The organism is Pseudomonas sp. 05L36 (assembly GCF_056398125.1).
The window spans coordinates 112,505-139,259 of the sequence record NZ_JBFTOU010000005.1; the positions used below are offsets into that span (position 1 = coordinate 112,505).

At 61.3% G+C, this 26,755-nt stretch carries 25 protein-coding genes; 9 read left to right on the top strand and 16 right to left on the bottom strand.

Features of this window, described 5'->3' with window-relative positions; translation table 11 throughout:
• Positions 1-57: 57 nt before the first annotated feature.
• From AC1DKH_RS07640 to AC1DKH_RS07660, 5 genes are all read right to left on the bottom strand, one after another.
• Positions 58-1,215: a phospholipase D-like domain-containing protein gene (locus AC1DKH_RS07640; RefSeq protein WP_477797868.1), complete on the bottom strand. Its 1,158-nt coding sequence runs from the start codon at positions 1,213-1,215 to the stop codon at positions 58-60.
• Between the two features lies 1 nt (position 1,216).
• Positions 1,217-1,807: a YceI family protein gene (locus tag AC1DKH_RS07645; protein ID WP_477755425.1), complete on the bottom strand. Its 591-nt coding sequence runs from the start codon at positions 1,805-1,807 to the stop codon at positions 1,217-1,219.
• 118 nt (positions 1,808-1,925) lie between these two features.
• Complete coding sequence (locus tag AC1DKH_RS07650) at positions 1,926-2,249, bottom strand: amidase (RefSeq protein WP_477755426.1); 324 nt, start codon at positions 2,247-2,249, stop codon at positions 1,926-1,928.
• Positions 2,246-3,340: a serine hydrolase domain-containing protein gene (locus AC1DKH_RS07655; RefSeq protein ID WP_477797869.1), complete on the bottom strand. Its 1,095-nt coding sequence runs from the start codon at positions 3,338-3,340 to the stop codon at positions 2,246-2,248. The genes AC1DKH_RS07650 and AC1DKH_RS07655 overlap by 4 nt, the downstream gene beginning before the upstream one ends.
• Before the next feature lie 194 nt (positions 3,341-3,534).
• Complete coding sequence (locus tag AC1DKH_RS07660; protein ID WP_477797870.1) at positions 3,535-4,422, bottom strand: acyl-CoA dehydrogenase middle domain-containing protein; 888 nt, start codon at positions 4,420-4,422, stop codon at positions 3,535-3,537.
• 155 nt (positions 4,423-4,577) lie between these two features.
• On the opposite strand from AC1DKH_RS07660, the gene olsB reads away from it, so the two are divergent.
• Positions 4,578-5,333: an L-ornithine N(alpha)-acyltransferase gene (gene olsB / locus AC1DKH_RS07665; protein WP_057400777.1), complete on the top strand. Its 756-nt coding sequence runs from the start codon at positions 4,578-4,580 to the stop codon at positions 5,331-5,333.
• Complete coding sequence (locus tag AC1DKH_RS07670; protein ID WP_477797871.1) at positions 5,333-6,124, top strand: lysophospholipid acyltransferase family protein; 792 nt, start codon at positions 5,333-5,335, stop codon at positions 6,122-6,124. Before olsB ends, AC1DKH_RS07670 begins: the two co-directional genes overlap by 1 nt.
• 108 nt (positions 6,125-6,232) lie before the next feature.
• On the opposite strand, the gene AC1DKH_RS07675 is transcribed toward AC1DKH_RS07670, so the two are convergent.
• The gene (locus AC1DKH_RS07675; protein WP_477797872.1) at positions 6,233-6,811 is read right to left on the bottom strand and encodes an acyl carrier protein phosphodiesterase; all 579 of its coding nucleotides are present in this window, start codon (positions 6,809-6,811) and stop codon (positions 6,233-6,235) included.
• Between the two features lie 170 nt (positions 6,812-6,981).
• Here AC1DKH_RS07675 and AC1DKH_RS07680 point away from each other — a divergent pair, with 170 nt between their 5' ends.
• The 3 genes from AC1DKH_RS07680 to AC1DKH_RS07690 are packed head-to-tail and all read left to right on the top strand — an operon-like array spanning position 6,982 to position 9,564.
• Positions 6,982-7,284, top strand: a complete 303-nt coding sequence (locus tag AC1DKH_RS07680) for an ArsR/SmtB family transcription factor (protein ID WP_477797873.1) — start codon at positions 6,982-6,984, stop codon at positions 7,282-7,284.
• Positions 7,285-7,318: 34 nt separating this feature from the next.
• Positions 7,319-8,485, top strand: coding sequence for an MFS transporter (locus tag AC1DKH_RS07685; RefSeq protein ID WP_477797874.1), 1,167 nt, complete (start codon positions 7,319-7,321; stop codon positions 8,483-8,485).
• A 29-nt stretch (positions 8,486-8,514) separates the two neighbouring features.
• Entirely contained in the window at positions 8,515-9,564 is a 1,050-nt protein-coding gene (locus tag AC1DKH_RS07690; protein ID WP_477797875.1) for an alkene reductase, read from the top strand.
• Positions 9,565-9,918: 354 nt separating this feature from the next.
• On the opposite strand, the gene emhR is transcribed toward AC1DKH_RS07690, so the two are convergent.
• Positions 9,919-10,551, bottom strand: coding sequence for an efflux system transcriptional repressor EmhR (gene emhR / locus AC1DKH_RS07695; protein WP_477797876.1), 633 nt, complete (start codon positions 10,549-10,551; stop codon positions 9,919-9,921).
• Between the two features lie 277 nt (positions 10,552-10,828).
• On the opposite strand from emhR, the gene AC1DKH_RS07700 reads away from it, so the two are divergent.
• From AC1DKH_RS07700 to AC1DKH_RS07715, 4 genes are all read left to right on the top strand, one after another.
• Positions 10,829-11,986, top strand: a complete 1,158-nt coding sequence (locus tag AC1DKH_RS07700) for an efflux RND transporter periplasmic adaptor subunit (RefSeq protein ID WP_477759802.1) — start codon at positions 10,829-10,831, stop codon at positions 11,984-11,986.
• 3 nt (positions 11,987-11,989) lie between these two features.
• A complete protein-coding gene (gene emhB, locus AC1DKH_RS07705; protein ID WP_477765071.1) occupies positions 11,990-15,151 on the top strand; it encodes an efflux RND transporter permease subunit EmhB in 3,162 nt (1,053 codons plus the stop codon).
• Positions 15,151-16,611: an efflux RND transporter outer membrane subunit EmhC gene (emhC, locus tag AC1DKH_RS07710; protein ID WP_477755438.1), complete on the top strand. Its 1,461-nt coding sequence runs from the start codon at positions 15,151-15,153 to the stop codon at positions 16,609-16,611. The genes emhB and emhC overlap by 1 nt, the downstream gene beginning before the upstream one ends.
• 381 nt (positions 16,612-16,992) lie before the next feature.
• The gene (locus tag AC1DKH_RS07715; RefSeq protein ID WP_477797877.1) at positions 16,993-18,252 is read left to right on the top strand and encodes an OprD family porin; all 1,260 of its coding nucleotides are present in this window, start codon (positions 16,993-16,995) and stop codon (positions 18,250-18,252) included.
• Positions 18,253-18,401: 149 nt separating this feature from the next.
• On the opposite strand, the gene pcaC is transcribed toward AC1DKH_RS07715, so the two are convergent.
• From pcaC to AC1DKH_RS07760, 9 genes are all read right to left on the bottom strand, one after another.
• Entirely contained in the window at positions 18,402-18,794 is a 393-nt protein-coding gene (gene pcaC, locus AC1DKH_RS07720; protein ID WP_477755562.1) for a 4-carboxymuconolactone decarboxylase, read from the bottom strand.
• A gap of 10 nt (positions 18,795-18,804) precedes the next feature.
• Positions 18,805-19,596, bottom strand: a complete 792-nt coding sequence (pcaD, locus tag AC1DKH_RS07725) for a 3-oxoadipate enol-lactonase (RefSeq protein ID WP_477797878.1) — start codon at positions 19,594-19,596, stop codon at positions 18,805-18,807.
• Between the two features lie 12 nt (positions 19,597-19,608).
• Positions 19,609-20,973: a 3-carboxy-cis,cis-muconate cycloisomerase gene (locus AC1DKH_RS07730; protein ID WP_477797879.1), complete on the bottom strand. Its 1,365-nt coding sequence runs from the start codon at positions 20,971-20,973 to the stop codon at positions 19,609-19,611.
• A 45-nt stretch (positions 20,974-21,018) separates the two neighbouring features.
• Positions 21,019-22,323: an MFS family transporter gene (locus tag AC1DKH_RS07735; protein ID WP_477797880.1), complete on the bottom strand. Its 1,305-nt coding sequence runs from the start codon at positions 22,321-22,323 to the stop codon at positions 21,019-21,021.
• Between the two features lie 217 nt (positions 22,324-22,540).
• Complete coding sequence (gene pcaG, locus AC1DKH_RS07740; protein ID WP_477797881.1) at positions 22,541-23,107, bottom strand: protocatechuate 3,4-dioxygenase subunit alpha; 567 nt, start codon at positions 23,105-23,107, stop codon at positions 22,541-22,543.
• 1 nt (position 23,108) lies between these two features.
• On the bottom strand, positions 23,109-23,813 hold the full coding sequence (pcaH, locus tag AC1DKH_RS07745) for a protocatechuate 3,4-dioxygenase subunit beta (RefSeq protein ID WP_477797882.1): 705 nt from the start codon (positions 23,811-23,813) through the stop codon (positions 23,109-23,111).
• A 37-nt stretch (positions 23,814-23,850) separates the two neighbouring features.
• Positions 23,851-25,056, bottom strand: coding sequence for a 3-oxoadipyl-CoA thiolase (gene pcaF / locus AC1DKH_RS07750; protein WP_477797883.1), 1,206 nt, complete (start codon positions 25,054-25,056; stop codon positions 23,851-23,853).
• Complete coding sequence (locus tag AC1DKH_RS07755; RefSeq protein ID WP_095945398.1) at positions 25,053-25,832, bottom strand: CoA-transferase subunit beta; 780 nt, start codon at positions 25,830-25,832, stop codon at positions 25,053-25,055. The genes pcaF and AC1DKH_RS07755 overlap by 4 nt, the downstream gene beginning before the upstream one ends.
• Complete coding sequence (locus AC1DKH_RS07760) at positions 25,832-26,689, bottom strand: CoA transferase subunit A (RefSeq protein ID WP_008054173.1); 858 nt, start codon at positions 26,687-26,689, stop codon at positions 25,832-25,834. Before AC1DKH_RS07760 ends, AC1DKH_RS07755 begins: the two co-directional genes overlap by 1 nt.
• Positions 26,690-26,755 lie beyond the last annotated feature (66 nt).

Consider the following 26,755-nt stretch of genomic DNA (forward strand, 5'->3'; position numbering starts at 1 on the left):
AGATGTACCTCATCTCAATGTAGGAGCTGCCGCAGGCTGCGATCTTTTGATCTTGCTCTACCCCCGTCGATCCAGCAGATTCACCACCACCCGATCCACCCATCCCCACACCCGCTGCTTGACCCGCCGCCACAATGGCCGACGCTTCCACTCCTCCAGGCTGACTTGCTGGCTCAGGGCGAAGTCGTGTTCGAAACTCGCGGCCACCGACCGGGTCAACCCGGGGTCCAGCGCTTCCAGATTGGCTTCCAGGTTGAAGCGCAGATTCCAGTGATCGAAGTTGCACGAGCCGATGCTCACCCAGTCATCGATCAAGACCATTTTCAGGTGCAGGAAACACGGCTGGTACTCGAAGATCTTCACCCCGGCCTTGAGCAGTCGCGGGTAGTAACGATGCCCGGCGTAGCGCACGGACGGGTGATCGGTACGGGGCCCGGTCAGCAGCAACCGCACATCGACGCCCCGGGCAGCCGCCCGGCGCAAGGAACGGCGGACTTTCCAGGTCGGCAAAAAGTACGGCGTGGCCAGCCAGATCCGTCGCTGGCCGCTGTTCAGGGCGCGCACCAGCGATTGCAGAATATCCCGGTGCTGGCGGGCGTCGGCATAGGCCACCCGGCCCATGCCCTCGCCCATCGATGGCACCCGAGGCAGGCGCGGCAAGCCGAAATGCGAGGCGGGACGCCAGGCGCGACGATGGCGGTTGGCGATCCACTGGCGGTCGAACAGCAACTGCCAATCGAGCACCAGCGGCCCGGTGATTTCCACCATCACTTCGTGCCATTCGCTGACGTCTTCCCCCGGGGTCCAAAACTCGTCGGTGACACCGGTGCCGCCGACCACTGCCATGCTCTGGTCCACCAGTAACAGCTTGCGGTGATCGCGGTAGAAATTTCCGACCCAGCGCCGCCAGCTCAGGCGATTGTAGAAACGCAGCTCCACCCCGGCGGCCATCAGCCGCCGGCGCAAGGTCAGGGTGAAGGCGAGGCTGCCGTAATCATCGAACAGGCAGCGCACCCGCACCCCACGCTCGGCGGCCTGTACCAGGGCCTGGACCATGGCTTCGGCACAGGCGCCCGCCTCCACCAGATACAACTCCAACTCAACCTGTTCTTCGGCGCGGGCAATCGCCACCAGCATGCGCGGGAAAAACTGCGGACCATCGACCAGCAGTTCGAAGTGGTTGCCTTCACGCCAGGGAAAAATCGCTCCGGCCATGTCAGCGCGCCGTAAAAATCAGCACCGCACCCACCGGCACTGACAGACTGATCGCCGAGAGGCCGGCCATTTTGCGCAACGTCTCCAGACCAGGCGTCAGATCGAAATCCTCGGCATTGATCACCAGCGGTTCGAGGGTCACCACCTGGAAGCGCCGGTCATCGAGACGGGTCGCCAGCAGTTCGGCGGGGTATTCGTGTTGTTTGCCGTGCAGGTCCACCATCAGCGGCAGGCGCAACTCCAGCTGTGCGCCGGGAGCAAGATCATTGATCGGGCGCAGATCGATTTTCGTGGTGATCAAGGCGTCGGGAAACCGGTCGATCTGGAACAGTTCCTTGCGCATGCGCTCATCGCGCAACGCAATGCCGCTGTTGATCGACTCCAGCTCGACTTCCACCTGCGCCAGTCCTTCGGGATCGACCTTGCCGTGCAGCACCAGAAAGCGCTGCACTTCGCAGACATTGGCGTTTTTGGTGCTGACGAACGACAGGCGCGAAGACTCGCCATCCAGGTACCAATCGGCACGGGCCGACAACGCAGCACCGGCCAGCAGCAGGAAAGCGAGGGGTTGAAGGGTGGAGCGCTTGAACATAGAGACTCGTGGGGCAGATAAACCTGTGCTGAACCTTAACCGGCCTTCAGCGCATTGCAAGCCATCCGTTACCCCATCGCCACAAAAGCCCTCCTCTCACCCAGGCACTTCATCGCACTCAGGGCTGCAAGCGACAGCCCTGGCGCTCGCCGATCCACACTGCGCTGTTGCTGCGGCCCATGCCGCTGACCGTTACCCGCTTGCCAGCAACATCATCGGTAAAGTCGCTGGCGGGCAGCCACTGTTGCACATAACCGTGGCAGTACTCGGCGTCGTTGTTCATCACGTAGCGGCACGAACAGTATTCCTTGGCGGTGTAGGCGCTGATGATGTCGGGGAACGCCCACAGCGCCACCCGCTCGTGCCAGATCCAGCCGAGCAAGGCGATCAGCAGGATCAACAATAGGGAACTGGCTGGTCGACGGCGAATGAAACCGGTCATGGCTGCACCTTCCCGGCAAAGACCTTGAGCGCGAGTTGGAGCAATTGGTTGTGCCGGTAGCTGCCGTCGCGGTCATCACCATAGCGGACGATCACCAGGTGTTCGCTGGGGATCACATACATTGCCTGCCCCCAATGACCCAATGCGGCGAAGGTGTCGGCGGGGGCATCGGGCCAGGGTTGTGCCGCGCCCTCGACGGCTCGATTGAGCCACCATTGGCCGCCGGGTACGGCATCGTCTTTGTGTGCGTGATAGTGAGCGAACGGCTCGCGGTTGAACGCCACCCAATCCTTGGGCAGTAGCTGCTTGCCTCCCCAACGACCTTCGCGGGCCATCAACAGACCGACCCGGGCCAGGTCCCGTGCAGTGAGGTAGGCATAGGACGACGCGACGAAAGTGCCCGTGGCATCTGTTTCCCAGATCGCGTGGCGAATGCCCAGCGGTTCGAACAATGCAGTCCACGGAAAGTCGGGATAACGGCCGGGACCGACGATGGTTTTCAGCGCGGCGGACAGCAGGTTGCTGTCACCGCTGGAGTAGCGAAACGCCTGGCCTGGCGCGGCATAAGCAGCATGGGCCGCGGTGAACGCGGCCATGTCGTGGTGACCGCGGGTGTAGAGCATGGCCACCACCGAAGACTTCAGCGGTGCGTATTCGTAGTCCTCCTGCCAATCCAGGCCCGAGGCCCAGTGCAGCAGGTCGGCCATGGTCATGTCGGGGTGTGTTTGCAGGGGCGGATAAAACTTCGCCACCGGGTCGCCGAGCTTGAACAAGCCTTCGCCATAGGCCACGCCGAGGATCGTGGCCATCAGGCTCTTGCTGATCGACCAGGTCAGGTGCGGCGTCTCGGCCGTCGTCGGACCGGCGTAGCGTTCGTAGATCAACTGGCCGTCGCGGATCACCAGCAAGGCATCGGTACGAACACCCTGGCGAGTGGTGTCATCGCGGGATGGGAAGGCGTAGGCCTCCAGGGCTTGCAGCGCCGGGCCGGTCGGCGTCGGGGCGGTCGGCCATTGCTCGGCGGGCCAGTTTTCGGCCTGGACCGTGAAGCTGAGCAACAGCAGGAAAATCAGGGGCAAGCCTTTGGGCATGGCGGGGGCTCGGAGATTGAACCTGCTGAGCCTAGTCGAGGTTGATGACAGTTCAGAAATTTGTGTTGTCTGTGAGGGCGCTTTCGCTGGCAAGCCAGCTCCTACAGGTGCTGCGTCGAACACAACATTTGTATACGACACAGGTCCCTGTGGGAGCGGGCTTGGTCCGGGCGGCGATCCGACGAAGAGGCCGGTCAGGGCAGCGAAGATTCCGCCAGTGCCTTGGCCAGCCGCTTGCCCCGCGCCCCCGCCGCCAAATCCATCACCGCCTTGTCCCGCTGCCACATCGCCGGCCACTGCGCAGGCCCGCCAGCCATTGCCTCGTCCACTTCAGCCTTGAGCCCTTCGAACTGCGCAAACAACCCGCCAAGCACCACATGCCCGGCCGGATGGGTCGGTGGCTGGCGGCTGGTTTCCGCGCACCCGGCCAACAACCCCAGCAAACGCAGTTGCAAGCCTTGTGGCCAATCGCATTCCTGGCCGACGCCATACAACCACGCCGTCATGGCGCTCAGTACGTAGATGTCTTCCAGCGTGCGGAACGGTTTGACGTACGCGTCCCAGCCATCCCCGGCGAGCAATTCGCACAGTGCGTTATCCAGAGACAAGCAGCCGTGGCTGATGTCCGGCATCAACGGAATCGGCGCCAGCTTTTCCACCCGCACACCCGGCTCACCACGATAGATCACCGCCAGGCTCAAGCGTGGATCGACGCCGGGCTCCTCGCTGCGGGCCGCCACCAGCAGCCAGTCGGCGGCATTGCCAGCGGTGACGAAATCCTTGCGTCCGCTCAGACGCAAACCGCTCAGTCGGGTTTGCATGTCGGCCGGGCGCAGGCTGCGCTGTTCGGTGGCGCACAGCGCGCCGAGGCTCAGCGGCGCACTCGGCCAGAGCATGCGCAAGGCCGCTTGATACCCCACCAGAAACGCCAGCCCCGGCGTCGCCATCAACCGCCCGCCAAGCACGGCCAATTCGAACGGCGTGACCGCTCCCAACTGCTGCAACAAGGTCGCGAAACCTTCAGCCAGATCCGGGTTGGCGGGCAGGCGATCACGGCGGTTCAACAGGATTTGCCAGGGCATAAGAGGCTCCTTGTGGGCTGTCATATAAGCATCACCAAAGCTTAATGGCGATGACACCGGGGCTACATAGCCTGACTTTGCACAACACGGCCAGACAAAGAAAGTCGATTCGCTGTAGCCCAAAGACGGGTGAGCAGCCCGCACGGAGATTCGCCATGACTCAGATCGCCCGCATCAGCGACACCGGCAACGAACGCCGCCTGCAAGCCGAACGCCTGGTGGGCGCCGAGGCATTGCAGGAGGCCCAGGCCTTGCGCTTCAACGTGTTCAGCGGCGAATTCAACGCCAGGCTCAAGGGCGCTGAACTGGGTCTGGACATGGATGACTACGACGTTCACTGCGCCCACATCGGCGTGCGTGACTTGAATACCGGACGTCTGGTGGCGACCACCCGTTTGCTCGACCACACGGCTGCCAGCAGCCTGGGCAAGTTCTACAGCGAAGAAGAATTCAGCCTCCACGGCCTGGTGCACCTGCAAGGCCCGATCCTGGAAATCGGTCGCACCTGCGTCGACCCGGCCTACCGTAACGGCGGTACCATCGCCGTGCTCTGGGGTGAACTGGCCGAAGTCCTGAACCAGGGCGGCTACAGCTACCTGATGGGATGCGCGAGCATTCCGATGCAGGATGGCGGCGTGCAGGCCCACGCGATCATGCAGCGTCTGCGCGAACGCTACCTGTGCACCGAACATCTGCGCGCCGAGCCGAAAAACCCGCTGCCAAGCCTGGACATCCCGTCGAACGTGATCGCCGAAATGCCACCGCTGCTCAAGGCCTACATGCGCCTGGGCGCGAAAATCTGCGGCGAGCCATGCTGGGACGAAGACTTCCAGGTCGCCGATGTGTTCATCCTGCTCAAGCGCGACGAACTCTGCCCGCGTTACGCCAAACACTTCAAGGCGGCTGTGTAATGAGCCGGTTGCGGGTGTACGCGCGAATCGCGCGAGTGCTGGTGGTGGTGACGCTGGGCTTGGGCATGGCCAGCGTGTTCGGGGTGTTCGAGCGCCTGAGCCTGGCCCATTCGATGGCGCGCCGTCAGCGCTGGTCGCGGTTTTTCATGGCCCGCCTGAGCAACGCCCTGCCCTTTGACGTGACCGTCCATGGCGAGCTGCCGAAGACACCGATGCTCTGGGTCAGCAACCACGTGTCCTGGACCGACATTCCGCTGCTGGGCATGCTCACGCCACTGTCGTTCCTGTCCAAGGCCGAAGTGCGCACCTGGCCAGTAGCCGGCTGGTTGGCGGCCAAGGCCGGCAGCCTGTTTATCCGCCGTGGCGCGGGTGACAGCCAGTTGATCCGCAAGCAGATGACCCGTCACCTGGAACAGGCACACTCCCTGCTGATGTTCCCGGAAGGCACCACCACCGACGGCCGTTCGCTGCGTACCTTCCATGGCCGCCTGCTGTCCGCCGCCATCGATTCCGAAGTGGCGATGCAGCCGGTGGCGATTCGTTATGTGCGTGACGGCGAGCCTTGCGCGCTGGCGCCGTTCATTGGCGACGATGATCTGCTCTCGCACTTGATGCGTCTGTTCGCCAACGACCGTGGTGGCGTGGAGATTCATCTGCTCAAGCCAATCGCTTGTGAAGGACGGGAACGCGCGGCGCTGGCGTTCGAGGCGCAGCAGGCGGTGCAGAAGGCGTTGTTTGGTGAAATTGTCGAACCGCAACGAGCACCAATGCGCCCCGCAATTGCAGCGTAAACACATGCCCCCTGTAGGAGCGAGCCTGCTCGCGATAGCGGCTTAACATTCAACGATGATGCTGAATGACAGACCGCAATCGCGAGCAGGCTCGCTCCTACAGTGGTTTTATGGTGTTGGATAGTTCCGGGCAAATGCCTGCAAGTGCGGATAGAACAACCGAAAATCCTCGCTCAACGGTTCATACAACCGCCGCAACTCCTGCATCGCCGCCGCCAGTTCCTCCGGCCGGGTCAGGCGCCGCGAGATCCCTCGCAACACCTGCTCCAGCACTTCGAATTCCTGATACGACCCCAACCAGTCATTGGCCACCATGTACGGTGCAATCTTCGCCAGCCGCTCCGGCAATTGCCGTTCGCTGGACAGCACCCGGTAAACGTCCGAGGTGAACAACGCCAGGGGCCGGTCGGCATACAGCGTCCAGTCCCGGGCCAGGCAATGGTCGAAAAACACGTCGAGCACGATCCCCGCGTAACGACGACGGGTCAGGGAGAAACGCGACAACGCGACGTCCACCAGCGGATGGCGATCGGTGAACACGTCGATGCTGCGATGCAGCTGGATGGCCCCCTCGATTTCCGGAGCGAACTGCCCTTGCAGCCGTCCCTTGACGAAATCGCCATACAGACTGCCGAGCAATTGACCGGGACGCTGACCACCGAGGTGAAGATGTGCGAGATAGTTCATGGGCGCAGCTTAGCACTGCCCTCTTGTCTTGTTACACTCACCATATCGTTATAACTCGATATACCGAAATGTGAGCTAATCAGAGCCAAATCATATTTGTATATCGCGAAATATCGATTTAAAGTTCGCCTCATCGCGATATAGCGTTTTAAACATCACGAGCCCACACCATGACCATGAATCTCGACGAAATAATAAAAGCCTTGGCGCACCCGGTACGGCGAGACATCCTGCGCTGGCTCAAGGACCCGACCGTCGAATTTCCCGACCAGTCCCACAGTAACGAGCACGGCGTCTGCGCCGGGCAGATCGATCAACGTTGCGGCCTGTCGCAGTCCACGGTGTCCGCACACCTGGCGACCCTGCAACGCGCCGGCCTGATCAGCAGCCGCAAAGTCGGCCAGTGGCATTTCTTCAAACGCAACGAGGAAACCATCCAGGAATTCCTCCGCATCTTCAGCAATGAGCTCTGACCCTTAACGTCAGCCAGCCAAAAGGAATTAAACAATGCCCCTCTCGCTACTCATCCTGGCCTTGAGCGCCTTCGCCATCGGCACCACCGAGTTCGTCATCATGGGCCTGCTGCCCAACGTGGCAGCTGACCTCGGTGTGTCGATTCCCGGTGCCGGCTGGCTGGTGACCGGTTACGCCCTGGGCGTGGCCATCGGCGCGCCGTTCATGGCGCTGGCCACCGCCAAATTGCCGCGCAAGGCAGCCCTGGTGGCGTTGATGGGCATTTTCATTATTGGCAACCTGCTCTGCGCAGTGGCCGGCGACTACAACGTGCTGATGTTCGCCCGTGTGGTCACCGCCCTGTGTCATGGCGCCTTCTTCGGTATCGGCTCAGTGGTAGCCGCCGGCCTGGTGCCTGCGAACAAACGCGCTTCGGCCGTGGCCCTGATGTTCACCGGCCTGACCCTGGCCAACGTCCTCGGCGTACCGCTGGGCACCGCCCTCGGCCAGGAAGCCGGCTGGCGTTCGACCTTCTGGGCCGTGACCGTGATCGGTGTGATCGCACTGATCGGTCTGATCCGCTTCCTGCCGGCCAAGCGTGATGAAGAAAAACTCGACATGCGCGCCGAACTCGCCGCACTCAAGGGCGGCGGCATCTGGCTGTCCCTGAGCATGACCGCGCTGTTTGCCGCCTCGGTGTTCACCCTGTTCACCTACGTCGCGCCGCTGCTGGGCGAAGTCACCGGCGTCTCGCCCCGTGGCGTGACCTGGACCCTGATGCTCATCGGCCTGGGCCTGACGGTCGGCAACATCATCGGCGGCAAGCTGGCCGACAAAGGCATGGCCGCGACGCTGATCGGCGTGTTCATCACCATGGCCGTGGTGTCCACCGTGCTCACCTGGACCAGCGTCGCGCTGATCCCGACCGAAATCACCCTGTTCCTCTGGGCCACCGCGTGCTTCGCCGCCGTACCGGCGCTGCAAGTGAACGTGGTGACCTTCGGCAACGCCGCGCCGAACCTGGTATCGACCCTGAACATCGGCGCTTTCAATATCGGCAACGCCTTGGGTGCCTGGGTCGGCGGCAGCGTGATCGCCCACGGCTTCGGCCTGACCAGCGTGCCGCTCGCGGCAGCGGCACTGGCGGTACTCGCCCTGCTGGTGACCCTGATTACTTTCCGTCGGAGCGGCAATCCCGATCTGGCCCCTGCTACCAACTGATCAACCATTACCTCACGAGGGTGCACTAAATGACGACTATTTTCGATCCGATCAAACTGGGCGACCTCGAGTTGGCCAACCGCATCATCATGGCGCCACTGACCCGCTGCCGCGCCGATGAAGGCCGCGTACCCAACGCGCTGATGGCCGAGTACTACGTACAACGCGCCTCCGCCGGGCTGATCCTCAGCGAAGCCACATCGGTGACGCCGATGGGCGTCGGCTACCCGGACACCCCGGGCATCTGGTCCAACGATCAGGTACGTGGCTGGTCCAACGTGACCAAGGCTATCCATGGCGCGGGCGGCAAGATCTTCCTGCAACTGTGGCACGTGGGTCGCATTTCCCACGGTTTGTACCTGAACGGTGAAGCCCCGGTCGCCCCGAGCGCCATCCAGCCAAAGGGCCACGTCAACCTGGTTCGTCCGTTGGCCGACTTCCCTGTGCCGCGCGCCCTGGAAACCGCTGAAATCGCCGACATCGTCGACGCTTACCGCGTCGGTGCCGAGAACGCCAAGGCGGCCGGCTTCGACGGTGTGGAAATCCATGCCGCCAACGGTTACCTGCTCGACCAGTTTCTGCAAAGCAGCACCAACCAGCGCACCGACAACTACGGCGGCTCCCTGGAAAACCGTGCCCGCCTGCTGCTGGAAGTGACTGACGCGGCGATCGAAATCTGGGGTGCCGGCCGTGTGGGCGTACACCTGTCGCCACGCGCCGACCTGCATGACATGGGCGACGACAACCTGGCCGAAACCTTCACCTACGTGGCTCGCGAACTGGGCAAGCGTGGCATTGCCTTCATCTGCTCCCGTGAGAAAGAAGGTGCCGATAGCCTCGGTCCGCAACTGAAGGAGGCCTTTGGCGGCCCATACATTGCCAACGAGCGTTTCACCAGGGAAAGCGCCAACGCGTTGCTCGCCAGCGGCAAGGCTGATGCAGTCGCCTTCGGCGTACCTTTCATTGCCAACCCTGACCTGCCAGCACGTTTGCAGGCTGACGCGCCGCTGAACGACGCGCGTCCGGAACTGTTCTACGCCAAAGGCCCGGTCGGTTACATCGACTACCCGACGCTGTAATCAGCAACCGTGGAAATACAAAAGCCCCGATTCGAAAGAGCCGGGGCTTTTTAATTTGTGACGGTTTGACACTTTCCCCTGTGGGAGCGAGCTTGCTCGCGATGGCGGTGTAACTATCAACGAAGACGTCGACTGACACACCGCTATCGCGAGCAAGCTCGCTCCCACAGGGGCCGCGATCATCGGCAGGTGCTCACAGACTCGACACAAATTCCCTACAAATTACTGAGCTTGCTACCTGTCAACCTGCCGAGTGTAAGTATATAAAGCACCCCATTGTCGAAGGGCGGGTGAAGAACTGTTCATCTTCGGCTTCAACGGTTGACACACAAGACGCCGATTACGCATTTTGCTTTATTTGCACAGGCTGGGGCTGAAGCGCAACAGATCCAGCCCGGTATCGACCCAACGTTCGGCTTCGGCGTGCAATTCAAAACTGTCGGGGGCCAGCAACCATTGGTACAGGATGCCGTCTATATAAGCATGCAAGCTGATCGCGGCGCGGGCGGTGTCGAGGTTTTCCGGCAACTGGCCGCGATTCACTGCATTACTCAGGGCCAGGCCGATCCGCACATTGCATTCGAGGCTGGCTGACACGCGCTGCTGGCGCAGGTCGCACATTTCATCGGTGAATTCGCACTTATGAAAAAGAATCTCATTGATGCGACGGGTTTTCGGGTCCAGCGCAATTTGATGAAACAAATGAATCAACAGTTTGCGCATGCAGCCCAGGGGATCGGGTTCGTCTTCGCTCTCGCTGGCCTTGGCCATTTCTTCCAGCGGCTCATGCAAGGTGTCGAGCATGGCCTGCACCAGATCCGCCTTGTTGCTGAAATGCCAGTAAATGGCCCCTCGAGTGACGCCGGCCAGGGTCGCGATGTCCGCCAGGGTCGTGCGCGCCACGCCTCGCTCGAAAAAGGCCTTTTCGGCCGCCACGAGAATTTGCGCGCGGGTTTCCTGAGCTTCCTCTTTGGTACGACGGACCATGGCAGTACAACCTCAATCAGGGTGCTTCAGCGATGTCTGAATATCAGCTGAATAAAAGTGGGGCGAACGTTCTGGGGGTTCGTCCCCGGCCTACAATTCCAACCTTTCAACGGCTTGTGTAACGGCTTGAGTAACGACGTTGATACGCAGCCTGGGTATTTACAAACAGCCATGTACGTAAGTATATTCATTAGCAAGCTACTTATCCACTCTGCAAACATTTTTCAACCTTCCACCTTTCTAGTGCGCTCCTTGCGCGCCTGACCCGAGGATTTTCATGCAATTCAAGCCAGCTGTTACCGCTCTGGTCGCCGCCGTCGCCTTGGCATCGCTGCTCAGCGGATGCAAAAAGGAAGAGGCAGCACCGGCCGCCCCACCGCCTCAGGTCGGCGTCGTGACTCTGCAACCGCAAGCTTTCACCCTGACATCCGATCTGCCCGGCCGTACCAGTGCGTTCCGCATTGCCGAAGTCCGCCCGCAGGTCAACGGCATCATTCTCAAGCGCCAGTTCAAGGAAGGCAGTGACGTCAAGGCCGGCCAGCAGCTCTATCAGATCGACCCGTCGATCTATGAAGCAACGCTTGCCAGCGCCGAAGCCAACCTGCGTTCGACCAAATCGATTTCCGACCGCTACAAGCAACTGGTCGACGAGCAAGCCGTAAGCCGTCAGGAATACGACACCGCCGTGGCCAACCGCCTGCAATCGGAAGCCGCGCTGCAAACGGCACAGATCAACGTGCGCTACACCAAGGTCTATGCCCCGCTGACCGGCCGAATCGGCCGTTCCTCGGTGACTGAAGGCGCGCTGGTCAGCAATGCCCAGGTCGATGCGATGGCGGTGATTCAGCAGATCGACCCGATCTACGTCGACGTGACGCAGTCCTCGGTCGAACTGTTGAAACTGCGCCGTGAGCTGGAAAGCGGTCGCCTGCAAAAGGCTGGCGATAACACAGCCTCGGTCAAGTTGACCCTCGAAGACGGCAGCGAATACAAGCTGGACGGCAAGCTGGAGTTCTCCGAAATCTCGGTTGACCAGACCACCGGTTCCGTCACCCTGCGCGCGATTTTCCCGAACCCTGACCACACCCTTCTGCCTGGCATGTTCGTGCACGCCAAGTTGCTGGCCGGTGTGAACAGCGCGGCGATCCTGGCCCCGCAGCAAGGCGTGACCCGCGACCTCAAGGGTACCCCGACCGCACTGGTTGTCGGCCCGGACAACAAGGTCGAACTGCGTCACCTCAAGGCCAACCGCACCGTCGGTAACCAATGGCTGATCGAAGACGGCCTGAAGGCCGGCGATCGACTGATCACCGAAGGTCTGCAATTCGTCAAACCCGGCATCGAAGTCAAGGCCAGTGAAGCGACCAACGTAGCCGCAAAGAACCCGGCCCCCGCCCAGGCAGCTAATACAGCGTCTGGCGGTAAAGGGGAGTAAACCATGTCGAAATTTTTTATCGACCGTCCGATTTTCGCCTGGGTAATTGCCCTGGTGATCATGTTGGTCGGGGCTCTATCGATCCTCAAACTGCCGATCAACCAATACCCGAGCATTGCGCCGCCAGCGATCGCCATCTCCGTGGCCTACCCGGGTGCTTCGGCACAGACCGTACAGGACACCGTGGTGCAGGTGATCGAGCAACAGCTCAATGGTATCGACCACCTGCGTTATGTCTCGTCGGAAAGTAACTCCGACGGCACCATGACCATTACCGCGACCTTCGAGCAAGGCACCAACTCCGATACCGCGCAGGTTCAGGTCCAGAACAAGCTGAACCTGGCTACCCCACTGCTGCCGCAAGAAGTGCAGCAGCAAGGTATCCGCGTCACCAAGGCGGTGAAGAACTTCCTGTTGGTGATCGGCGTGGTGTCGCGTGACGGCAGCATGACCAAGGACGACCTGTCCAACTACATCGTGTCGAACATGCAGGACCCGATCTCGCGGACCGCCGGTGTCGGTGACTTCCAGGTGTTCGGTTCCCAGTACGCCATGCGGATTTGGCTCGATCCGGCCAAGTTGAACAAATTCAACCTGACCCCTATCGACGCCAAGACCGCCATCGCTGCGCAGAACGTCCAGGTGTCGTCCGGCCAGCTCGGCGGCCTGCCTGCCCTGCCCGGCACCCAGTTGAACGCGACCATCATCGGCAAGACCCGCCTGCAGACCGCGGAGCAATTCGACAAGATCCTGCTCAAGGTCAACAAGGACGGTTCCCAGGTTCGCTTGAAAGATGTCGCCGAAGTCGGTCTGGGTGGTGAGAACTACAGCATTAACGCCCAGTTCAACGGCGCCCCGGCATCCGGCCTGGCGGTGAAACTGGCCACCGGTGCCAACGCTCTCGATACGGCCAAAGCCCTGCGCGCGACCATCGACAACCTCAAGCCGTTCTTCCCGCAAGGGATGGAAGTGGTGTTCCCGTATGACACTACTCCGGTGGTGACCGAATCGATCAAAGGCGTGGTTCACACCCTGGTCGAAGCGGTCGCACTGGTGTTCCTGGTGATGTTCCTGTTCCTGCAGAACTTCCGTGCCACCATCATCACCACGATGACCGTGCCGGTGGTATTGCTCGGTACGTTCGGGATCCTCGCGGCAGCCGGTTTCAGCATCAACACCCTGACCATGTTCGGTATGGTGCTGGCCATCGGCTTGCTGGTGGACGACGCCATCGTCGTGGTGGAAAACGTCGAACGGGTGATGAGCGAAGAAGGCCTGTCACCCAAGGAAGCCACCAAGAAATCCATGGGCCAGATCCAGGGCGCACTGGTGGGTATTGCCCTGGTGCTGTCGGCGGTGCTGCTGCCGATGGCGTTCTTCAGCGGCTCCACCGGTGTGATCTACAAGCAGTTCTCGATCACCATCGTCTCGGCCATGGCCCTGTCGGTACTGGTTGCACTGATCTTCACCCCGGCGCTCTGCGCGACCATGCTCAAGCCGATTCCGAAAGGCGAGCACGGCACCCCGAAACGCGGTTTCTTCGGCTGGTTCAACCGCAACTTCGACCGCGGCGTCAGAAGCTACGAGCGTGGCGTGGGCAATATGCTCGCGCAAAAGGCCCCGTACCTGCTGGCCTACCTGATCATCGTCGTCGGCATGATCTGGCTGTTCACCCGTATTCCAACGGCGTTCCTGCCGGAAGAAGACCAGGGCGTACTGTTTGCCCAGGTGCAGACCCCGGCCGGTTCCAGTGCCCAGCGCACCCAGGTGGTCGTGGACGAGATGCGTGAATTCCTGCTGCGCCCGGGCAAGGATGGCGGTGAAGGCGATGCGGTGAACTCGGTGTTTACCGTAACCGGCTTCAACTTCGCCGGCCGTGGCCAGAGTTCGGGTATGGCGTTCATCATGCTCCGGCCGTGGGACGAGCGTAACGCCGACAACAACGTGTTCAAGGTAGCGGCCCGTGCCCAACAGCACTTCTTCACCTTCCGTGACGCCATGGTGTTCGCCTTCGCGCCACCGGCGGTACTGGAGTTGGGTAACGCCACCGGTTTCGACGTGTTCCTGCAGGACCGCGCCGGCATCGGCCACGACAAACTGATGGCTGCACGTAACCAGTTCCTCGGCATGGCGGCGCAAAGCAAGATTCTGACTCAGGTGCGTCCGAACGGCCTGAACGACGAACCGCAATACCAACTGGAAATCGATGACGAGAAGGCCAGTGCCCTGGGCATTACCATCGCCGATATCAACAACACTCTGTCGATTGCCCTGGGCAGTAGCTACGTCAACGACTTCATCGACCGCGGTCGCGTGAAGAAGGTTTACGTGCAAGGCCAGCCAGGCGCTCGAATGAACCCTGAAGACCTGCAGAAGTGGTACGTGCGCAATAGCAGCGGCACCATGGTTCCGTTCTCGGCGTTCGCCAGGGGCGAGTGGATTTACGGTTCGCCGAAACTGGCCCGCTACAACGGCGTGGAAGCGATGGAAGTCCTCGGAGCCCCGGCGCCTGGCTATTCCACCGGTGAAGCCATGGCCGAAGTCGAAGCCATCGCGCAGAAGCTACCGGCGGGTGTCGGTATTTCCTGGACCGGTTTGTCGTACGAAGAACGTCTGTCCGGTTCGCAAGCACCCGCGCTGTACGCCCTGTCGCTGCTGATGGTGTTCTTGTGTCTGGCGGCGTTGTATGAGAGCTGGTCGATTCCGATCGCGGTGATGTTGGTAGTGCCGCTGGGGATCATCGGTGCACTGATGGCCACCAGCCTGCGCGGTTTGTCCAACGACGTGTACTTCCAGGTGGGTCTGTTGACGACCATTGGTCTGGCGGCGAAAAACGCCATTCTGATTGTCGAATTTGCCAAGGAACTGCACGAACAAGGGCGTAGCCTGCGCGATGCGGCAATTGAAGCCAGTCGCATGCGTCTGCGACCGATCATCATGACCTCGCTCGCCTTCGTTCTGGGTGTGGTACCACTGGCGATATCCACCGGCGCGGGTTCCGGTAGCCAGCATGCAATCGGCACCGGTGTGATCGGCGGTATGATCACGGCCACTGTGCTGGCGATTTTCTGGGTCCCACTGTTCTTCGTCACCGTGTCGTCCATAGGCCAGCGCAAAATCGCCGACCAGGATGACGCCACTGAAACTCCTCAAGAGGCTGGCTAATGAGCAAGTCGCTACTCTCCCTGGCAGTCGCCGCCTTCGTGCTCGGTGGCTGCTCGCTGATACCTGATTATCAGCAGCCCGAAGCGCCGGTGGCGGGCCAATACCCGCAGGGCCCGGCGTACTCGCCGGCCCAGGCACCGGCGCAAGCGGCTGCCGAGCAAGGCTGGAAGCAGTTTTTCCATGACCCGGCGCTGCAACAGCTGATCCAGGTGGCTCTGGAAAACAACCGTGACCTGCGTGTCGCGGCCCTGAACATCGACGCGTTTGCGGCCCAGTACCGCATTTCCCGTGCCGATCTGTTCCCGGCCGTCTCGGCCAACGGCACCGGCAGTCGCCAGCGGGTTCCGGAAAACTCCTCGCAAACAGGTCAGTCGGGCATCGTCAGTTCCTACTCGGCCACGGTCGGGGTCAGCGCCTATGAACTCGACCTGTTCGGTCGGGTTCGCAGCCTGAACGAAGAGGCGCTGCAGAAGTACTTCGCCACCGAAGAAGGCCGCCGCAGCACGCAAATCAGCCTGGTGGCCAGTGTCGCCAATGCCTACCTGACCTGGCAGGCCGACAAGGAACTGTACAAGCTGACCCAGGACACCCTCGCCGCCTTCGAGGAGAGCTACAAGCTCACCGCCCGCAGCAACGAAGTCGGGGTCGCCTCGGCCCTGGACCTGGCGCAGTCGCGCACCTCGGTGGAAAACGCCCGTGCGCAACTGGCCAAGTACACCCGTCAGGTCGCCCAGGACGAGAACATCCTGGTGCTGCTGCTCGGCACCGGTATCCCGGCCAACCTGCAAGCAGCCAAACCGCTTGACGACGACCTGCTGAGCGACGTTCCGCCCGGCCTGCCGTCGGACCTGCTGCATCGTCGTCCGGACATCCTTCAGGCCGAGTACAACCTGAAGGCCGCCAACGCCAACATCGGCGCGGCGCGGGCTGCGTTCTTCCCGAGCATCAGCCTCACGGCCAATGCCGGCACTCTGAGCCCGGACCTGTCCGGCCTGTTCAAGGGTGGTTCAGGCACGTGGCTGTTCCAGCCGCAGATCAACCTGCCGATCTTCAACGCCGGCTCCCTGAGCGCCAGCCTGGATTACTCGAAAATCCAGAAAGACATTGGCGTGGCGAACTACGAGAAGTCCATTCAAACGGCCTTCCAGGAAGTTGCCGACGGCCTGGCCGCCCGCCAAACCTACGTCCAGCAGTTGCAGGCACAGAAAGATTTCGTCAGTGCCAACCAGCAATACTACCGCCTGGCCGAGCGTCGTTACCGCATCGGTGTCGACAGCAACCTGACCTTCCTCGATGCCCAGCGTCAGCTGTTCAGTGCACAACAGGTGCTGATCACCGACCGTCTGGCGCAGCTGGTCAGCCAGGTCAATCTGTACAAGGCACTGGGTGGTGGCTGGAACGAACAGACGGCAAAGAACGAGCCGTTGAAAGAAGAAGCGCCGAAGATGAAGTATTTCTGATAGCGCTGTGAAAACAAGGAGCCCACCGATTGGTGGGCTTTTTGTTTGCCAAGAAAAAGCCAAGATCAAAAGATCGCAGCCTTCGGCAGCTCCTACAGGGGACCGCATTCTTCTGTAGGAGCTGCCGAAGGCTGCGATCTTTTGTTTTTTTGCTGTTCGATAATCGCCCAAAACCCGCTTTCACAGATTGAACCATCTGGTTCATTCCCCGCACCATTCGGCCCACAAGACCAATAACATCAGGTTCGACACCATGTCCCCGCGCCCTGCCTTGTCCGGCTGATCCTGTTCGTTTTGCCACAGATTCCAATGACTTGTCTGCAATCACCTGATTGCGGCACTCCCCCGTTTCATCCCCAAGAATTAGAGAGACCCGAGCTCATGACGCTTTCCACCGCGCAGTATTTCGTTCCCAGCCTGATAGCCATTGCCCTGGCCAGCGCGGCCCTGCCCGCCAACGCCGAAGAGTCGGGCTTCGTCGATGGGGCCAAGATCAACCTGAACCTGCGCAACTTCTACATCAACCGCAACTTCACCAACCCGACCAAGGCCCAGGGCAAGGCTGAAGAGTGGACGCAAAGTTTCATCCTCGACGCCAAATCCGGGTTCACCCAGGGCACCGTCGGGTTCGGTATGGATGTGCTCGGTTTGTATTCGGTGAAGCTTGATGGCGGCAGAGGCACCGGCGGCACGCAACTGCTGCCGCTGGATCACGACGGTCGCCCGGCGGACAATTTCGGCCGCACCAACGTGGCGTTCAAGGCAAAGCTGTCGCAAACCGAAGTGAAAGTTGGGGAATGGATGCCGGTGCTGCCAATCCTGCGTTCGGACGACGGTCGCTCGTTGCCGCAAACCTTCCGTGGCGGCCAGATCACGTCGAAGGAAATCAATGGCCTGACGCTCTACGGCGGCCAGTTCCGCCAGAACAGCCCGCGCGACGACAGCAGCATGAGCGACATGTCGATGACCGGCAAAGCCGCGTTCAACTCTGACCGTTTCAACTTCGAGGGCGGCGAGTACGTATTCAACGACAAGCGCACCCAGATCGGTCTGTGGAATGCCGAGCTCAAGGACATCTACAGCCAGCAATTCATCAACCTGACCCACAACCAACCGATCGGCGACTGGACCCTGGGCGCCAACCTGGGTTTCTTCTACGGCAAGGATGACGGCAGCGCCCGGGCTGGCGAGCTGGACAACAAAACAATGTACGGCTTGTTTTCGGCCAAGCACGGCGGCAACACCTTCTACGTCGGCCTGCAAAAACTCACCGGCGACAATGCCTGGATGCGGGTCAATGGCACCAGCGGCGGCACACTGGCCAACGACAGCTACAACTCCAGCTACGACAATGCCCAGGAACGCTCCTGGCAGGTACGCCACGACTACAACTTCGCCGCCCTCGGCGTACCGGGTTTGACCCTGATGAACCGCTATATCAGCGGCGACAATGTGCACACCGGCAGCATCACCGATGGCAAGGAATGGGGGCGTGAAAGTGAACTGGGCTACACCGTGCAGAGCGGTGCGCTGAAAGACCTGAACCTGAAATGGCGCAACTCGACCATGCGCCGCGACTACAGCAACAACGAGTTCGATGAGAACCGCGTGATCATCAGCTATCCGATCAGTCTGCTGTAAACACAAAACAAATGTGGGAGCGAGCTTGCTCCGGGCGGCGTTCCGACGATGAGGTCGTAACATTCAACATCTACATTGACTGTTACACCGCCATCGTCGGAACGCCGCCCGGAGCAAGCTCGCTCCCACAGGTTGTACGGCGTTACCGCTTACCCCCGCGACTCAACCCCCAACTCATCCCACACCGACTCGGCCAAATGGAACGTCGCATTGGCCGCCGGGATCCCGCAGTAGATGGCGCTCTGCATGATCACTTCCTTGATCTCGCCACGACTCACGCCGTTGTTGGCGGCAGCGCGCAGGTGCAGTTTCAATTCTTCGTTGCGATTCATGCCGATCAGCATGGCGATGGTGATCAGGCTGCGGGTGTGGCGCGGCAGGCCAGGGCGGGTCCAGATGTCGCCCCAGGCGTGACGGGTGATCATCTCCTGAAACTCCGAGTTGAACTCGGTCAAGGCATTCAGGCTGCGGTCGACGTGGGCATCGCCCAAGACCGCGCGACGGACCTTCAGGCCCTCGTCATAACGTTGTTTCTCGTCCACGGAAATCCCCTCAATCAGCCGACAGAAACGCCAGCACACGCTCGCTGAACGCATTGCCTGCCTGGACGTTGGATAAGTGCGCCGCATAGAACTCGGCGTACTCGGCCCCGCGCACATGCTCCTGGATGAAATGCCCACCGGACGGTGGCGTCACCGCATCTTCGCTTCCGGCAACCACCAACAGCGGCGCCTTGATCGCAGACAGCTGATCGCGAAAATCGGCATCGCGCACCGCTGCGCAGTTGGCGGCATAACCTTCGGGCGAAGTGGCCGCGAGCATATCGGTGATCTGTTTGGCTGCCGCCGGGTTGGCTTCGGAGAAGTCCGGGGTGAACCAGCGGGCAATCGACGCATCGCGCAGGGCAACCATAGCCGCCTGACCATCGCGCAGCACCATTTCAATGCGCGGGTTCCACACCGACGGATCGCCGATTTTCGCTGCTGTGTTGCACACGATCAGCTTGTTCAGGCGTTCGCCGGCATTGATCCCCAGCCACTGGCCAATCAACCCACCCATGGACAGACCGCAGAAATGCGCGCGTTCGATGTGCAAGGCATCCAGCAAGGCAAGCACGTCGTGACCCAGTTGCTCGATGCTGTAAGGCCCCGGCGTCACCAATGACTGGCCATGGCCACGAGTGTCAAAACGCAGCACGCGAAAATGCCCGGAGAACGCCGGGATCTGCGCGTCCCACATGTGCAGGTCGGTGCCCAACGAATTGGACAGCACCAGTACCGGCGCATCGACCGGTCCATCGAGTTGGTAATGCAGTTCGCCCTCGGCGAGTTGTACAAAAGCCACAGCAAGTCTCCTTCAGGCAGTCAATGCAGAATGTTCAGCCACCGCGCGCTCGACCCAGGTTTTGGCCTGGCCGAGATAATGGGCGGGGTCCAGCAGATGATCGAGTTCAGCCGCCGACAGCTCGGCGGTCACTTGCGGTTCGTCGCCGAGGACCGCACGCAGGTGACGCTGTTCGGCCACCGCGCGTTTGCAGCATTGTTCGAGCAGATGGTGTGCGGTATCGCGACCGACCCGTTGCGCGAGCACGATGCTCAGCGCTTCGGCGAGCACCAGGCCCTGGGTCAAATCGAGGTTGCGCGCCATGCGCTCGGCATCCACTTCCAGTCCTTTGGCGATCAACAGCGCTTGCTGCAGGCTGCCCGACACCAGGCAGCAAATCTCCGGCAGGGTTTCCCACTCGGCATGCCACAGGCCGAGGCTGCGTTCGTGTTCCTGGGGCATGGCGCTGAACAGCGTCGAGAGCAGACCGGGTACACGCGTTGCCGCACCGATCAGCACCGCCGCGCCCACCGGATTGCGCTTGTGCGGCATGGTCGAAGAACCGCCCTTGCCCGGCGCCGAAGGTTCGAACACTTCGCCAGCCTCGGTTTGCATCAACAGGCTGATATCGCGCCCGAGTTTGCCGAGACTGCCGGCGATCAGGCCGAGTACTGCAGCGAATTCAACCACGCGATCGCGCTGGGTGTGCCACGGCTGTTCGGGCAAGGCCAGTTGCAGTTCTTCGGCCAGCGCCTGGGCAATTGGCATGGCCTGGTCGCCAAGGGCCGCAAGGGTTCCGGACGCACCGCCGAATTGCAGCACCAGCAGGCGCGGCTTGAGTTCGGCCAAGCGCTGGCGACTGCGCGTCACTGCCCCCAGCCAACCGGCGATTTTCATGCCGAGGGTGACAGGCGTTGCGTGTTGCAACCAGGTGCGCCCGGCCAATGGCGTCGCTGTATAACGTTGGGCCTGCGTCGCAAGGGTTTGGCCCAGTTGCGCCAGATCGCTTTCGATCAGCGCCAGTGCGCGGCGCAGTTGCAGCACCAGGCCGCTGTCCATCACGTCCTGGCTGGTCGCGCCCAGATGCACATAACGTTCGGCTTCGGCATCGGTGGCCGCGATCTGTTTACCCAGCGCCTTGACCAACGGAATCGCCGAGTTACCCGCCGTGGCAATCGCTTCGCCCAATGCCGCAAAGTCGTAAAGCCCGGCGCTGCAAGCCGCTTCAATCGGCGCGACAGCACTCGACGGAATCAACCCTACCTGCGCTTCGGCCCGGGCCAGTGCTGCTTCGAAATCGAGCATGGCCTGGACCCGGCCCTGATCGCAGAACACCTCACGCATATCGCGGGCAGTGAAATAGGCATCGAACAATTGATTGCCCGGTCGCTGGTTCATAAACAGTTCCTGAAGGCGCGGGCCTTTGCGACCCGCGCGTGAAGATCAAAGGTCTTGCTGCAGATACTTCGGCTGTTTCGGCAGGCGCAGGCTGAACAGGAACGCTATCGCCATCATTACCGTCACGTACCAATAGAAGGAGTTTTCCATGCCCACGGCCTTGAGGCTCAAGGCCACATACTCCGCCGAACCACCGAAGATCGCATTCGCCACCGCATACGCCAGGCCGACACCCAGTGCACGCACTTCCGGCGGGAACATCTCGGCTTTCACCAGGCCACTGATGGAGGTGTAGAAACTGACGATCGACAGCGCCACGGTAATCAGCACGAAGGCCAGAAATGGACTTGTCACGCTTTTCAGGCTCAACAGGATCGGCACGGTGAACAGCGTGCCGAGGGCACCGAACCAGAGCATCGAGTTACGCCGACCGATCTTGTCGGCGAGCATGCCGAAAACCGGTTGCATGCACATATAGAGGAACAGCGCGCCGGTCATGATGTAGCTGGCGGTCTTGGCCGGCATGCCGGCGGTGTTCACCAGGTACTTCTGCATGTACGTGGTGAAGGTGTAGAAAATCAGCGAACCACCGGCGGTGTAACCGAGCACGGTGATGAACGCTGCTTTGTGGTCGCGAAACAGCGCGCTGATGCTGCCGGCGTCCTTGTTTTCGCGCATTTCCTTGCTGGAAGTTTCTTTCAGCGAACGACGCAAATACAGCGAAACCAACGCCGCCATGGCACCGACCACAAAGGGAATCCGCCAGCCGTAGGCACGCAGGTCATCCTCGGTGAGGAACTGTTGCAGGATCACCACCAGCGACACCGCGAGCAACTGGCCGCCAATCAGGGTCACGTACTGGAACGAAGCGAAGAAACCGCGCTGGCCCTTGAGCGCCACTTCGCTCATGTAAGTTGCGGTGGTGCCGTACTCACCGCCCACCGACAAGCCTTGCAGCAAACGGGCGAACAGCAACAGGATCGGCGCCCAGACCCCGATACTGTTGTAGGTCGGCAAGCAGGCAATAAGCAAAGAGCCGAAGCACATCATCAGAATCGAGATCAGCATCGAGTTCTTGCGCCCGTGCTTGTCCGCCAACCGACCGAAAATCCAGCCACCAATCGGGCGCATCAGGAAGCCGGCGGCAAACACGCCAGCCGTGTTGACCAACTGCACTGTGGGGTTGTCGGACGGGAAAAAGGCCGGCGCGAAATAGATCGCACAGAAGGCATAGACATAGAAGTCGAACCATTCGACCAGGTTGCCGGACGAAGCACCGACAATGGCGAAGATCCGCTTGTTGCGTTCTTCGCCCGTATAAAGAGCTATAGGAGCCGTGGGTGTTGTCATTGTTTTTTCACTCAAAAGGGACAGTGAGAGTCTAGACACACTTTGCAACAGTCCCGTTCCACAGATGGATCAGCAACACACTTCCCTTGTAGGAGCTGGCTTGTCGGGTCGCCGCATCGCAGCGATGGTCGTCAACGATTACGCGTATCGATGGGTTAACCGTGTCGCTCTTGCGTTCTTCGCTGGCAAGCCAGCTCCTACAATGGCTTCGGTGTTCTCAATACTCGAAGAACACCGTTTCGGCATCGGTGCCCTGCAGAATCACGTTCCACTGGTACACGCCCGACGCATCCTGCTTGGCCAGCAGCGTACTGCGGCGCTCGGCCGGCACGCATTCCAGCAACGGATCATTCACGTTGGCCGCCTCGCCATCAAAGTAAATCCGCGTCAGCAAGTGCTTCACCAGGCCACGGGCAAACACCAGCACCACCAAGTGCGGCGCCTGGATCGTGCCTTTGAGCCCCTCGACCGTGCCCGGCTTGATGGTCGTGAAGCGAAAACGCCCTTCGGCATCCACCGGCACCCGGCCAAAACCTTCGAAGTTCGGGTCCAGGGGTTTGTCCTGGTCGTCTTCCGGGTGGTCATACTTGCCGGCGGCGTTGGCCTGCCAGACTTCCAGCATTGCGTCGTTGACGACATCACCGTTGCCATCGACCACTTGCCCGGTGATCGCCACGCGCTCGCCCAGGGTTTGTTCGACAGTCAGGTTTTCGCGGTTCAGCCAGGTCAGGCCGATGTGGTAGTACGGCCCGACGGTGTGGGACGTGGTCGCAGTCAGCGTCATCTTATTTCTCCATCGGCGTGGCATCTCGGCCGCGCAATACGATGTCCCAGCGATAACCGAGGGCATAGGAAGGGATGGTTTTTTCCAGATCGAACGTGGCGATCAAGCGCTCTTTGGCGCCGGTATCGGGCACGCAGTTGTAGATCGGGTCGTACGCCAGCAACGGGTCGCCCGGGAAATACATCTGCGTCACCAGCCGCGTCAGGATGCTCGGCCCGAACAGCGAGAAATGGATGTGCGCCGGGCGCCAGGCGTTGTGGTGGTTACCCCATGGATAGGCGCCGGGCTTGATGGTCTGGAACTGATACCAGCCATCGGCGTCGGTCACGGTGCGGCCCGTGCCGGTGAAATTCGGGTCCAGCGGTGCGTCATGCAGGTCGCGGGCATGGGCGTAGCGACCGGCGGCGTTGGCCTGCCAGATCTCCACCAGAATCCCCGGCACCGGCAGACCGTTTTCATCCAGTACACGACCGTGGATGATGATGCGCTCACCCTGTGGCTGCCCCTCATGCTGGGCGGTCAGGTCGTTGTCCTTCTCGTTGACGCGCTCGGCGCCGATGGTCGGCCCGGTGATTTCCGACAGCGAGTGCGGCAAGAATACCAATGGCTTGGACGGCGAGCGCAGATTGGTGGATTGATAGGTCGGGTGCAGGTATTCCGGCTGAGTGCCCGCCTGCGGGCGACGGTATCCAGGCTTGTCAGTCATTACACTTTCCTCAGTTCTTATTAGCCGACGGGGCGTGTCAGACACGTTCGATCGCCAAGGCCAGACCCTGGCCGACGCCTACGCACATGGTCGCCAGACCCTTCTTGCCACCGGTTTTTTCCAGCTGATGCAACGCGGTCAACACCAGTCGCGCACCGCTCATGCCCAACGGATGACCCAAGGCAATCGCGCCACCATTGGGATTGACCTGGGCCGCATCGTCCGCGATCCCCAGTTCACGCAGCACCGCCAAACCCTGGCTGGCGAAGGCTTCGTTGAGTTCGATCACATCGAAATCGCTGACCGCCACACCGAGGCGTTCGATCAGTTTACGCACCGCCGGCACCGGGCCAATGCCCATCACCCGCGGGGCGACACCGGCGCTGGCCATGCCCAGCACTTTGGCGCGGGCGGTCAGGCCGTGTTTCTTCACGGCTTCGGCCGAGGCCAGGATCAACGCGGCGGCACCGTCGTTCACACCGGACGCGTTGCCAGCGGTGACGGTTTTTTCGGGGCCGTTGACCGGTTTGAGTTTGGTCAGGGCTTCCAGGGTAGTGTCGGCGCGAGGATGCTCGTCCTGGCTGACCACGGTTTCACCCTTCTTGTGGGCGATGCGCACTTCAACGATTTCTTCGGCGAAGAACCCGGCGGCTTGCGCGGCGGCTGTGCGTTGTTGACTGCGCAGGGCGAACGCGTCCTGATCGGCGCGGGACACCTTGTAATCGTCGGCCACGTTGTCAGCGGTCTGCGGCATCGCATCCACACCGTACTGGGCTTTCATCAACGGATTGATGAAGCGCCAGCCAATGGTGGTGTCTTCCAGTTTCATGTTGCGCGAGAACGCGGCATCAGCTTTGCCCATCACGAACGGCGCACGGGACATCGACTCGACGCCACCGGCAATCGCCAGCTCCATCTCGCCGCTGGCGATAGCGCGGAACGCTGTACCGATGGCATCCATGCCCGAAGCACAGAGGCGATTGAGGGTCACGCCCGGAATGGTTTCCGGCAGCCCGGCCAGCAACAGCGCCATACGCGCGACGTTGCGGTTGTCTTCACCGGCCTGGTTGGCGCAGCCGAGGAACACCTCGTCCACGGCGTTCCAGTCCACCGACGGGTTGCGCTCCATCAAGGCTTTGATCGGCACGGCAGCCAGGTCGTCGGCACGCACCGTCGACAGGCCGCCGCCGAAACGGCCGATGGGGGTACGAATCGCGTCGCAGATATAAACGTCACGCATCACGCTTCTCCGGGTGCTTGGCCGTGGGCGGCAGCAGTGCGGGCTTCGAGATCACGCAATGCGGTCAGCTCGACCTCTGTTGGCTCAGCGGTTTGCTCAACGTTGTCGGCAAAACGTATCGCCCAACCGGTGGCTGCGACCACTTGCTCGCGGGTCACGCCGGGGTGCAGTGCGGTGACCACGAATTCGTGGGTACCCTCCTCCGGTTCCATGATGCACAGGTCGGTGATGATCCCCACCGGACCGGCGCCTGGCAGGCCAAGACGCTTGCGCGAATCGCCACCCTCACCGTGACCGACCGAAGTAATGAAATCGAGTTTGTCGACAAAGGAGCGCGAAGACTGCTTGAGGATGATCAACACGCTCTTGGCCGAACCGGCAATTTCCGGCGCGCCACCGGCACCTGGCAGGCGCACTTTCGGTGCGTGGTAATCGCCGACCACGGTGGTGTTGATGTTGCCGAAACGGTCGACCTGCGCCGCACCAAGGAAGCCGACGTCGATACGCCCGCCCTGCAGCCAGTAACGGAAAATCTCGCCGGTCGGGACCACGGTGTCGGCGGTTTCCGCCAGTTCACCGTCGCCGATCGACAACGGCAGTACGCTCGGCTTGGCACCGATCGGACCCGATTCGTAGATCAGAACGACATCAGGCGAGGACGTCAGGCGCGCCAGGTTGGCCGCTTTCGACGGCAGGCCGATGCCGACGAAGCACACCGAACCGTTCTTCAAGCGGCGAGCGGCGGCGACGGTCATCATTTCATTGGTGGTGTAAGTCATTACTTCGCCTCCGAAGCGGCGGCCAGTTTGGCCTGGAACTCGCTGAAGTCAGCGCTGCCATGGATGTATTCGTTGATCCACGCGGTGAAGGTTTCACGGTCGCGGGCAATCGGGTCCCAGGCCTGGTAGAAACGGTTGTCGCGCTCGTTGTAGCCGTGGGCGTAGGAAGGATGCGCACCGCCAGGTACGTGGCAAACCGCGCTCAAGGCCCAGGTTGGCAATACACAGGAGTTCATCGGTGCATTGAGGTCGTCGACGATTTCCTCAACGGTGACGATGCAGCGCTTGGCCGCCAGCGCCGCTTCTTTCTGCACGCCGAGGATGCCCCAGAGCAGCACGTTGCCCTTGCGGTCGGCTTTCTGCGCGTGAATCACGGTAATGTCCGGGCGCACCGAAGGCACGGCGGCCAACACTTCGCCAGTGAACGGGCAAGTGACGGATTTGATCAGCGGGTTGACCTTCGGCAAGTCGGAACCGGCGTAGGCACGCAGCACCGCGAACGGCAGGCCGGAAGCGCCGGCGACGTAGGCATTGGCCAGGTCGGCATGGCTGTGTTCTTCGATTTCCAGCGCGTGGGGCCACTGTTTCTCCACCGCGTCACGCAGGCGATGCAGGGAGCCGACACCCGGGTTGCCGCCCCAGGAGAAAATCAGCTTGCGGGCACAACCGGCACCGATCAACTGGTCGTAGATCAAGTCAGGGGTCATCCGCACCAGGGTCAGGTCTTTCTTGCCCTGGCGAATGATTTCGTGACCCGCCGCCGTCGGGATCAGGTGGGTAAAGCCTTCGAGCGCGACCGTATCGCCGTCGTTTACGAATTGCTTCACCGCGTCGTGCAGCGAAAGGATTTCAGCCATTGGGGCAGGCTCCCGTTTATTGTTAACCGACAGTGGAAGAAGGCGCCGATGCGCAGCGCCGGAGTG

Coding starts and splice junctions, on each gene's coding strand:
- AC1DKH_RS07680 (WP_477797873.1), top strand. CDS start 6,982: ATGACCATGAATCTCGACGAAATAATAAAAGCCTTGGCGCACCCGGTA.
- olsB (WP_057400777.1), top strand. CDS start 4,578: ATGACTCAGATCGCCCGCATCAGCGACACCGGCAACGAACGCCGCCTG.
- pcaG (WP_477797881.1), bottom strand. CDS start 23,107: ATGACGCTGACTGCGACCACGTCCCACACCGTCGGGCCGTACTACCAC.
- AC1DKH_RS07730 (WP_477797879.1), bottom strand. CDS start 20,973: ATGAACCAGCGACCGGGCAATCAATTGTTCGATGCCTATTTCACTGCC.
- emhR (WP_477797876.1), bottom strand. CDS start 10,551: ATGGTCCGTCGTACCAAAGAGGAAGCTCAGGAAACCCGCGCGCAAATT.
- AC1DKH_RS07690 (WP_477797875.1), top strand. CDS start 8,515: ATGACGACTATTTTCGATCCGATCAAACTGGGCGACCTCGAGTTGGCC.
- AC1DKH_RS07685 (WP_477797874.1), top strand. CDS start 7,319: ATGCCCCTCTCGCTACTCATCCTGGCCTTGAGCGCCTTCGCCATCGGC.
- AC1DKH_RS07640 (WP_477797868.1), bottom strand. CDS start 1,215: ATGGCCGGAGCGATTTTTCCCTGGCGTGAAGGCAACCACTTCGAACTG.
- pcaH (WP_477797882.1), bottom strand. CDS start 23,813: ATGACTGACAAGCCTGGATACCGTCGCCCGCAGGCGGGCACTCAGCCG.
- AC1DKH_RS07660 (WP_477797870.1), bottom strand. CDS start 4,422: ATGCCCTGGCAAATCCTGTTGAACCGCCGTGATCGCCTGCCCGCCAAC.
- AC1DKH_RS07755 (WP_095945398.1), bottom strand. CDS start 25,832: ATGACTTACACCACCAATGAAATGATGACCGTCGCCGCCGCTCGCCGC.
- AC1DKH_RS07760 (WP_008054173.1), bottom strand. CDS start 26,689: ATGGCTGAAATCCTTTCGCTGCACGACGCGGTGAAGCAATTCGTAAAC.
- AC1DKH_RS07700 (WP_477759802.1), top strand. CDS start 10,829: ATGCAATTCAAGCCAGCTGTTACCGCTCTGGTCGCCGCCGTCGCCTTG.
- AC1DKH_RS07645 (WP_477755425.1), bottom strand. CDS start 1,807: ATGTTCAAGCGCTCCACCCTTCAACCCCTCGCTTTCCTGCTGCTGGCC.
- AC1DKH_RS07715 (WP_477797877.1), top strand. CDS start 16,993: ATGACGCTTTCCACCGCGCAGTATTTCGTTCCCAGCCTGATAGCCATT.
- emhC (WP_477755438.1), top strand. CDS start 15,151: ATGAGCAAGTCGCTACTCTCCCTGGCAGTCGCCGCCTTCGTGCTCGGT.
- AC1DKH_RS07670 (WP_477797871.1), top strand. CDS start 5,333: ATGAGCCGGTTGCGGGTGTACGCGCGAATCGCGCGAGTGCTGGTGGTG.
- emhB (WP_477765071.1), top strand. CDS start 11,990: ATGTCGAAATTTTTTATCGACCGTCCGATTTTCGCCTGGGTAATTGCC.
- AC1DKH_RS07650 (WP_477755426.1), bottom strand. CDS start 2,249: ATGACCGGTTTCATTCGCCGTCGACCAGCCAGTTCCCTATTGTTGATC.
- AC1DKH_RS07735 (WP_477797880.1), bottom strand. CDS start 22,323: ATGACAACACCCACGGCTCCTATAGCTCTTTATACGGGCGAAGAACGC.
- AC1DKH_RS07655 (WP_477797869.1), bottom strand. CDS start 3,340: ATGCCCAAAGGCTTGCCCCTGATTTTCCTGCTGTTGCTCAGCTTCACG.
- AC1DKH_RS07675 (WP_477797872.1), bottom strand. CDS start 6,811: ATGAACTATCTCGCACATCTTCACCTCGGTGGTCAGCGTCCCGGTCAA.